The organism is Muriicola sp. (assembly GCF_049669965.1).
Lineage (GTDB): Bacteria > Bacteroidota > Bacteroidia > Flavobacteriales > Flavobacteriaceae > Muriicola.
The window spans coordinates 1-2,206 of the sequence record NZ_JBATLB010000105.1 but is presented as its reverse complement, the minus strand read 5'-3'; the positions used below and the strand labels follow the sequence as shown (position 1 = coordinate 2,206).

Annotated in this window: 1 protein-coding gene; it reads right to left on the bottom strand. The window is 37.9% G+C overall.

Going from position 1 to position 2,206, the window contains the following annotated elements; translation table 11 throughout:
- Positions 1–2,146: LamG domain-containing protein (locus WBM49_RS05515; RefSeq protein ID WP_424371062.1), on the bottom strand; the 2,146-nt coding region annotated here is incomplete at its 3' end.
- Positions 2,147–2,206 lie beyond the last annotated feature (60 nt).

The window sequence follows — 2,206 nt, the reverse complement described above, 5'->3', positions numbered from 1 at the left end:
TGATAAATTGTCTGGCATCCAGGGCAGAAGGGTATGGGTTCCCGATTAGACTTGTGGTCATGGTAACGTCCTGTTCACTCTCGTTACCAGAATCGCCATCAACATCGTCAGCAGCGAGAAGTATGGTTCCATTGTTTGGTTTCCCCTCAAAGATATATTGTTGTTCACTACCAGAGTTACCAGTACCTTTTTGAGTATATCCAAAACCAGGGGTAATGGCAGCATTTTCATCGATGGCTACCCAGTTCCAATAGGTAAGACCGTTCTGGAAGGTATAGAGCCAGCGTGTGCTGATATCTCCAGTGTTGTTAAAGGCAGAGGTAAAGGTTACGGCATCGCCATTACCTTCTTTCAACATGCTTAAGTTAAAGGGTGTATTGTTGGTGTTGTTGGCAGAACCGTTATTGTTGGACAGGCTAGTTGCAGCCGTATTACCCACTGGAGAGGCCCAATAGTTATACCAATAGGAGTTACTGTTACCTTCTTGGCGACGCAATATTTTACCATCTGCAGAGGTGACCAGGTCACTGTTTTCTGTCTGTATGAGTTGTGAATCATCTTGCAGATCAAGGGTGCCATCCAGTTGTAGGTGCCAGTTATTTTTGATTTCAACATCTCCAATCGTTGTAAGAGATCTATTTTCATCGATGATCATACCTAGTGCTTCTCTTTCTGTTGAAGTTGTAATGTTATTTTTTATATGTACAATGCTCCAAGGTTCTGGAGATTCTTGATATAATTCTGTAAATAATTCTTCAAAGTTTTCAATATCCCAAACGTCGCCATGAAGCCATGTGCTTTCTTGACTCCAGTCACCATCTGAAACTGTTTCAAAAGGCATTGGAGCGGTTTGCGGTAAAAGGGAATTCATATTGTATAATATGGCCGTATTGTTATTTACTGATTCGTCCTTTACTTTAGAATTCGTAATATTTGTTACTGGATAATACCCAACAAGATTATTCCATGGAATTTTTTGATTATTCTGGATATCGATAATATCTTTATCTATAATACTACCATGCACATTACCAGCATTATTTTCAATTTCTTGAAAGACCATACGTTTAATTTGGTCTGTAGTAAGAAGGGTGTCAAAAATGCGAACTTCATCAATCCATCCATTAAAATTGTCGCCAACTGTTGGTTGTGTATCAGCTCTTGAACCGATTCTAAATGGATTTGTATTTGTAAGACGCGGTCCTCCCATACCTGTAGAACCTACTAAATCACCATTAATGTAAATGCTAATTCTTTCGCTAATATAATTGACAGTTACTGTATAATGCATCCAATTGGTATCATTTATTACAACACCAATACCACCAGATGAAGGGCCTGTACCATATGAGTGACGCGTAAAAATATGTGGATCATTATCCTGACCACTTAATTCAATTTCGAACATATCCTTTTGGCCAATAACAAAACGTCTGTCAAATGTATTTCCAGTAGGTAGGGATTCTGGTTTTATCCAAAAGCTCAATGTAAACGTATCTAATGAATTTAATACAGAGATGGGTACTTCTACGTAATCATCAAGACCATCAAAATTAAAGGCGGCTGAAGGAAAAAAGACATCAATGTTATCACGATAATCCAGGTCCCCACCTAACAAAAGATCTGCATCTGAATCTGGTAGAATCGAGGAAGAAGGGTTATTAATTTCGTCGTTAACATCTGTGGGGTCATTAGTATTAGCACCTTCAAAAATATCGTCTAAACCATCATTGTCTGTATCTGTACCTGAAATAGCATTTGCCATTCCATTTTCTTGAATGTCAGGAATACCATCGTTATCAGAATCTGTATCTATATAATCATCTAGGTCCGAGTTATCAGTATTTTCAGTTGTTAAACCAGTTCCATAATTGTCCCATAATCCAATTTCTGGTCCAGATGTATTAACTGTACCGCTTGGAGTTTGATAACCAGAAGTTGATTGTGCTTCTATATTATCTGGAATTCCGTCATCATCACTATCAAGGTCAAGATGGTCAAATACACCATCAATATCAGTGCTCCTTGTCTGCGAGGAATTAACATGAACAAAGAAATCATCCCAAATGGAATAATTATTAGACGATGAACTTGAATTTACGTTGTAGGTGTAGATTCTAAATGTATAAGTAGTATTATGTTTCATAACATAATTTCCTGTATACAGTGTGTAGTAGGTATTGACTGACGGTACACGGGCTAGATT